This is a genomic window from Rhodopirellula sp. JB055, assembly GCF_043100905.1.
In the GTDB taxonomy this organism is placed as follows: domain Bacteria; phylum Planctomycetota; class Planctomycetia; order Pirellulales; family Pirellulaceae; genus Rhodopirellula.
Genome location: NZ_JBICHO010000034.1, coordinates 1 through 7,543, shown reverse-complemented (window position 1 = coordinate 7,543; position 7,543 = coordinate 1). Strand labels below are relative to the sequence as shown.

The following is a 7,543-nucleotide window of genomic DNA, read 5'->3' as shown; positions in this document are numbered from 1 at the left end:
AGCTCCTAGCTCCTAGCTCCTAGCTCCTAGTCACTCGTCACTCGTCACTCGTCACTCGTCACTCGTCACTCGTCACTCGTCACTCGTCACTCGTCACTCGTCACTCGTCACTCGCCACTCGCCACTCGCCACTCGCCACTCGCCACTCGCCACTCACGTTTAGCATTTTGTCCGAACAACACACTCCTCGCGAATTTTTGGAACCGGCGGTCTTGGCGGGCTTGTCAGGGTTGCCTTTGTTCGCGCGCCGGCCGATGCGAGGCAATGTTTCTGGTCGGCACACCAGTCCCATGCGGGGCGCGAGCGTGGAGTTCGCCGAGTACCGAAAGTACGTGCCCGGCGATGACCTGAGACGATTGGACTGGCGGGCCCACGGTCGCAGTGATCGCTACTACGTCAAAGAATTCGAAGCCGACACGAACCTGCGTTTGCAATTGGTTTTGGATACCAGCGGTTCGATGGAATACGGCTCCGGCGAACTCAACAAATTGCAGTATGCCCGTCGCATCGCTGCTGCGATTGGTTACTTGGCCGTGCAACAAGGAGACGCGGTCGGGCTTTCGTGCGTTAGCAACGGCATCACCGGGCACCTGCCACCACGACGCAACCCGGCTCACCTCAAGACCATCTTCGATGCCCTCGAAGAAACTCGCGGCCAAGGCGAAACCCATCTGGTCGACGTCTTGCATGAACTGGCCGAAACGACTCGCCAAGCCGCGATGGTGATCGTGATTTCAGACTTCTTCGTGGATCCCAATCAACTGCGAAGCTGCTTTGAACACTTGCGATTTCGCAAACACGATCTGTCCCTGTTCCATCTGCTCGATCCGATGGAACTGAACTTTGAATTTTCGCGGCCAACACGCTTCCTCGACATGGAAGGCGGCACCGCTATCTTTGCCGAACCCAGTGAGATTGCAGATCGGTATCACGATGCCTTGCAAGACTACCTCGATCAACTGCAACGAATCGTGGTGTCCTCCGGTGTCGACTACCACCGAGTCAGTATCGATCAACCGTACCCCGAAGTGCTGACGAACTTCTTGACCCGACGCGCGATGGCGAAGGGGGGACGATGAGTTTTCTTCAACCCTGGATGTTGCTCGCTCTGCCAATCGCCCTGCTGCCGATCATCATCCATTTGATCAATCAGCGTCGCTATCAAACGACGCAGTGGGCGGCGATGATGTTCCTGTTGGCCGCGAACCGGATGAATCGCGGTTACGCTCGCATTCGACAGTGGGCCATCCTGGCTCTGCGAACACTGGTATTGCTGGCCTTGATCATCGCCATCGGACGACCACTCGCCAGCGGTTCACTCGGCGGTGGACTGGTTGGCTCACTTTCAGGAGGCTCGTCGGCGAACACAATTGTGTTGCTTGATCGCTCGCCTTCCATGAACGCCAACGCGGCGGGTGACTCAAGAACCAAACTGGAAGCCGGCGTCGCTCAAATCGCGGAAACACTGCAAACACTTGGTGCCGGCCGAGTCCTGCTGATCGACAGCAACACGGTCGCGGCGGCCGAGTCCTCGCCTGCTCGAGAACTCGCGTCTCCTGAAGAATTGCTCGACCTCCCGCAGACCGGACCTTCGGATGCATCGGCGGACATCCCGGCGATGATGTTGGCGGCACTGGACACCATCCAAGCCAACTCGATGGGGCAAACCGACGTTTGGATTTGCTCGGACGCTCGTGAGCATGATTGGCAATCACGAGACGGGCGTTGGCCCACGCTTCGCGAAGCACTGGCCCAATTCGGACGCCGAGTTCGCTTTCGATTGCTGACCGTCGCGGGAACGGACCAACCCAACCGATCGATCCGCATCGACGACATTGCTCTGCGAACCGAAGGCGACGAGCGCGTGCTGACGCTGTCGGGCAAACTTCAAAGCGACTCTGAAGACGGCGATACATCGAACACACCGGCGACCACATCCATCCGCATGGATCTCGATGGAGCCGAATCGATTGTCGAGTTGCCACTTGATTCTGGTTCAGGCGAATTCACGGACTTGCGAGTCCCCTTGGATCGTGAACAGGAACGCGGACTCGGACACGTGTCTTTGCCGGCTGATGGCAACAACGCTGACAACACTTACTACTTTGTCTTCGACCAGCCACCGCCGCGAAAGACGGTGGTTGTGTCCACGAACGAAGACGTTGCCAACGTGCTGCGATTGGCCGCCGAGATCACCCCCGACCCAAACATCGACGCTTCCGCGGAGGTCCTCCTGCCCGCCGAAGTTCCGTCAATCGCCTGGGACGAAACCGCTCTCTTGCTTTGGCAAGCCCCGCTGCCCACCGGCGCGTCCAATGCCGAGCTTCGCAAACGATTGGAATCATTTTTGGACCGCGGCGGTCGAGTGATCTTCTTTCCTCCCGCCAACCCTGATCCCAAGGCGGAATTATTCGGCGTGTCCTATTCCGCCTGGACGGATTTGAAAGACGACGTGTCCATCGCGACTTGGCGAGGCGAAGCAGATTTGTTGGGCAAGACATTGGCGGGAGCCTCCCTGCCAGTTGGAAAGCTGAAGGTGCATCGCCTCGCGGCACTCTCTGGTGAAACGACTCCGCTGGCCAAGTTGTCCAACGACGAACCCGTCTTGGTCCGGGTCCCCACGCCTCGCGGCGGAGTTTACTTCTGCGGCACAACACCAACCGGCAAGGATTCGACTCTTTCGTCCGACGGCGTGGTGTTGTACGTGATGATCCAGCGTGCCTTGGTCGACGGTGCCGCTTCGCTCGCCAACACAGGTCGCTTGGATGCCGGAACCGTCGATGCCGAACTGGCGGCAAACTGGAAACGACTGCAAGGCCCTGACAACTCGCTGTCCACCGAACATGCTTTCACCGCAGGTGTCTATGCCGACGGCGATCGCTTCAACGCGATCAATCGATCCGCCGGAGAAGACGCCACCGACACGCTACAAGACTCCCAGATCGACGATCTCTTCCAAGGCTTGGTGTTGGAACGCGTCAACCAAACCGCGGGCGAATCCAATTCTCTGGTCGACGAAGTCTGGCGAGCGTTCTTGATCCTGATGCTGATCGCCATGATCGGCGAAGCCATCTTGTGTTTGCCGCGGCAATCCGCCCAACCGGCCTCCCCATCCGTCGGAGGTGCCACAGCATGATCGAAACCCATTCGCTCTCGTTTGCCTGGACGCCGTGGACCATCGCCATCGCGGCGGTCGCCATCGCCGCAACGCTCGTGCTTGGATTTCTTGCGTGTTGGCGAAACCATTTCCGCAAAGCGACCGTGTTGCTGGAAGTGTTGCGTTTGATCGTGGTCGTGGTCGCCGCGTTTTTACTGGGCGGTCCCGAATGGGTCGAACAATACATTCCCGATGACAAACCCGTCGTCGCAGTTCTGTACGACAATTCCGGCAGCATGCAAACACGGGACGTGGTGCAATCCGAACCTCAAACCCGTGAAGAAGCCATCGCATCGCTGACGCAAACGGAGGCATGGAAATCACTCGAGTCACGAGCCGAAGTGGTCATCGAACCGTTCGCCGAAACCAAACCAGAACCGGACAATCCCAATCGCATCAATCCAATCTCCAATCCCGCCGGAGTCGCTCCTGGTGAACCCGCTGAGTTCGCGGAAGAGAAAGGCACCGACCTTTCCAGTCCGCTGTTGGACGTCGTTCGAAAGCACCAACATTTGCTCGGCGTCGTGTTGGCATCAGACGGCGACTGGAACCAAGGCGACGCGCCCGTGCGTGCGGCGGGACGTCTGCGGTCGATGGGCATTCCCGTGTTCACCGTTCCAGTTGGCAGCGAAGAACGTTTGCCTGATGTCGAACTGCTCAGCTTCGATGTGCCAACCTTTGCGATCGGTGGCAAAAAGGTTCGCATCCCTTTTTCGATTGAAAGCTCACTACCACGAGACCACGCCGCGACGGTCACGATGACCACCTCGAATGGCGAGACAATCACCAAGGACATTCGCATCGCCGCGATGGGCCGCACGAACGATTCCGTCGACTGGGAGCCCGAAGACCTCGGCGATGAAACGCTGACGCTGACGATCAGCAAACATCCCAACGAACTGCTCGATGACAACAATGAAATCACCGCGCCGATCTCGATTCGAGAAGAGAAACTACGTGTGCACGTGATCTAATCAGTGCCCCTCTGGGAATACCGCTATCTACGAAACGCTTTGTCCCGAGACCCCGGCGTGGAGGTTTCGTGCTTGCTGTTTCACCCGGGCCTCGACGCTCGCGGCGGAGGCAACGCCGATTACATCGCGACCTTCCCGGACACCAAAGAAGAGCTATCGAAGTACGACGTCGTCTTCCTCGGCGACGTGGGCTTGGACGACGATCAACTGACGCTCGAACAATGCGAATGGTTGCACGGTTTGGTCGAACAACAGGCCAGCGGTCTCGTCTTCATTCCCGGTTGGGAAGGCCGCCAGTTCAGCTTGCAGGAAACACCGCTGAAGGATCTGTTGCCAGTCACGCTCGACGAAGGCCAACCGGGCGGCTGGGGTTCACGCACCGCACAGCACTTCGAACTCACACAACTGGGACGTCGCAGTTTGCTGACCAAACTCGCCGACACCGCCGACGAGAACCTGGAAGTCTGGGGCAACCTGCCTGGCTTCCAGTGGTACGCACCCGTGCTGGCCGCGAAACCGGGGTCGGAAACGCTACTCGTTCACCAAGAGGTCAGCAATCGATTCGGTCGTTTGCCGCTGCTGGTCACGCGAACGTATGGAGCGGGCAAAGTTCTGTTCATGGGAACCGACGGTGCTTGGCGTTGGCGCAAAGGCGTCGAAGACCTTTACCACTATCGGTTCTGGGGCCAAGTCGTTCGCTGGATGGCGTATCGCCGGAACATGGCCCAAGGCGAGACGATGCGGCTGTATTACTCGCCCGAACAACCGCAAGTCCGCCAAACGGTAAGCGTCAACGCAAACGTGATGGAAGCCAGCGGCGAACCGCTTTCCGGTGGTGATGTGACGTTGCAAATCGTGGCTCCGTCCGGCCGTTCGCAAACGATTCAACTGCAATCCTCGGGGGAAGCCTGGGGTGCGTTCGCAGGCCGCTTCACACCGGAAGAACCTGGCGAACACAAGTTAACTTTGTTTTGCAAACAAACCGGTGACTCGTTGCAGACCACGGTGTTTGCTCAGGGAGTCGCCTTGGAACAAATTGGCAAACCGGCTCGCCCGGAAGTGATGCAAGAGATCGCTCGCGTCACCAACGGGCAAGTCTTCACCGTCGATCGAGTGGAAGACGTGATCGCGTGGCTGTCGGCCATGCCGGATCGTCCGCCTTCGATTCGTCGCATCGCACTTTGGAGTCACCCGGCAATCGTCGGTGGATTCATCGCTCTGTTGGCATTGTTTTGGATCGGTCGCAAGGGAGTCGGATTGATATGAAGATTGCAGACAACCATTCACCCACGCAAACAAATCTGCGTATTCCCGATTCGCTCAAGCAGCAATTGCTGGCGTACCGGCGTCGCGTTTGGCAAATCAAGCTGACCGAAGCCGTCGCGATCGTGGTCGCGGGAATCGGGCTGGCGTTCCTGCTCGTCTACGGGATGGACCGCTTCACTGACACGCCAGCGATTCTGCGAGGCCTGCTTTGGATCGGCGGATTCGCTTTGATGGCCATCGTGCCCTGGGCGATCTACAAATGGGTTTACAAGCATCAAGCCCTTGAACCGCTGGCCAAATTGCTGAGCCAAAAGATGCCTTCGATCGGCGACCGATTGTTGGGCGTGATCGAGCTGACTCACAACGCGTCCGAACAAGCCCGCTCGCCCGAGCTTTGCCAAGCTGCGATGACGCAAGTCGCTGACGACGCGGCCGGCAAAGACTTCCGCGGCGCGGCACCGAACTCCTGGCACAAAGCCTGGACCGGTTTGGCCGCCGCAACGGTGCTGGCCATCGGAGCCTTGGCGGTGACCTATCCCGCGGCAACGGGCAACGCGATGACTCGGCTGTTGGCACCTTGGGGATCCACGCCGCGCTACACATTCACTCGAATCGACGCGTTGGCAAGCGACGTCTACATCCCACACGGCGAACCGGTTGTTCTGCCAGTTGCCTTGAGTGGGGATTCGCGTTGGCAACCCGAGTCCGCCGAACTGCACATCGGCCAACAAAAACCAATCCAAGCCACCCTTCGCGACGGGCAATACGCCTTTGCCGTGCCGCCTCAACTCACCGAACATCCCATGTCGCTCACCGTTGGCGATGTGAAGCAATCGGTGAAGCTGAAACCCACGCTGCGTCCTGAACTTTCCAAGATCGTCGCGGATGTGAACTTGCCCGAATACCTCGGCCAACCCGAACCCAAACAAATCGACACGCGAGGCGGCTCCTTGACCGTCGTTCGCGGAAGCCAAGCCGTCGTGACCGCGATTGCCAATCGTGAATTGGCCGACGGCAAAGTCAACGAACAATCGCGTCCGGTCGATGGACCGCAATTGGCCAGTGATCCCGTGCAAGCCGTCGAGACGGCAACGCTGCAATTCCAGTGGCGTGACCAGATGGGATTGACGGGACGCGAACCGTTCACGTTGTCGATCGAAGCGATTGACGACGAAGCCCCCACGCTGATTTGCGATGGCCTGGAACGCCAAGCCGTCGTGTTGGATTCCGAAACGTTGACCTTCCAAGTCCGTGCCAACGACGACTTTGGCATCCGCCGCGTTGGCATCCAGTGGAAAGGCATGGACGTCGGTGCCGTCGAAGAACCAGCCGAAGGCGAACGGGCTCTCGCGGCGGGTGATCCGACCGCGGCCAGCCTGGAAGCGATGGGAACGTTCTCGGCCAAGTCGCTGGGGATTCCCGCTCAACCGATCGAACTGCAAGTTTGGGCGGAGGACTACCTGCCCGACCGTGCTCGTGTGTTGTCACCGCCGTTCTTGCTCTACGTCCTCACCCCGGACCAACATGCGATCTGGATGACGGAACAACTGAGCAAATGGCACCGCCAAGCTCTCGACGTTCGAGACCGCGAACGCCAACTACACGAGAAGAACAAACAACTTCGCGAACTGTCCGCTGACGAAATCGAAATGGACCAGCACCAACGCGACATCGAACGCCAGGCATCTGCCGAACGATCCAACGGTCGTCGATTGGAACGCCTCGGCCAGATGGGCGACCAATTGGTCTTGGCGGCCTCGAAGAATCCCGAAATCGGAGTTGGCCACCTGGAACGTTGGGCGGAGATGCTGCAGGTCTTGCAGGACCTCTCCGACAACCGGATGCCCAGCGTCGCGAATTTGCTCGACGATGCGGCACAAGAAGCACCGAAGATCGCATCCAAACCTGGCCCCAACAGTCCCGGCGGTCCCAAAGCGGGTCAAAGTCGTGCGGGTGGCCCAGGCCCCGGTGCTCAAGCGTCCAAGCACCCCGGCCCCAAACCGCGTGCGGCACCACAGTTGGTCGACATGGAATCCTCCGCCAACTCACCGGACGAAGGCAAAGGTTCCCCCGGTGGCCCCAAGAAACCCAGCAACCCTGCACTGCGTTTGCCAACGACCACCGTGATGGGCAAGAGCCAACCATC

General features: G+C 59.0%; 5 protein-coding genes. All 5 read left to right on the top strand.

Features of this window, described 5'->3' with window-relative positions:
* Positions 1-167: 167 nt before the first annotated feature.
* Positions 168-1,079 carry a DUF58 domain-containing protein gene (locus ACF8AM_RS01220; RefSeq protein WP_392553881.1) on the top strand — a complete coding sequence of 304 codons (912 nt, stop codon included), beginning with the start codon at positions 168-170 and terminating at the stop codon, positions 1,077-1,079.
* The gene (locus ACF8AM_RS01215; RefSeq protein WP_392553880.1) at positions 1,076-3,136 is read left to right on the top strand and encodes a BatA domain-containing protein; all 2,061 of its coding nucleotides are present in this window, start codon (positions 1,076-1,078) and stop codon (positions 3,134-3,136) included. Before ACF8AM_RS01220 ends, ACF8AM_RS01215 begins: the two co-directional genes overlap by 4 nt.
* Positions 3,133-4,131 (top strand): hypothetical protein, encoded by a 999-nt coding sequence (locus ACF8AM_RS01210; RefSeq protein ID WP_392553879.1) that lies wholly within the window; start codon positions 3,133-3,135, stop codon positions 4,129-4,131. Before ACF8AM_RS01215 ends, ACF8AM_RS01210 begins: the two co-directional genes overlap by 4 nt.
* 39 nt (positions 4,132-4,170) lie before the next feature.
* Complete coding sequence (locus ACF8AM_RS01205; RefSeq protein ID WP_392553878.1) at positions 4,171-5,397, top strand: hypothetical protein; 1,227 nt, start codon at positions 4,171-4,173, stop codon at positions 5,395-5,397.
* Positions 5,394-7,543, top strand: a 2,150-nt coding sequence (locus tag ACF8AM_RS01200; RefSeq protein ID WP_392553877.1) for a hypothetical protein, incomplete at its 3' end; no start/stop codon positions are given. The genes ACF8AM_RS01205 and ACF8AM_RS01200, both read left to right, overlap by 4 nt.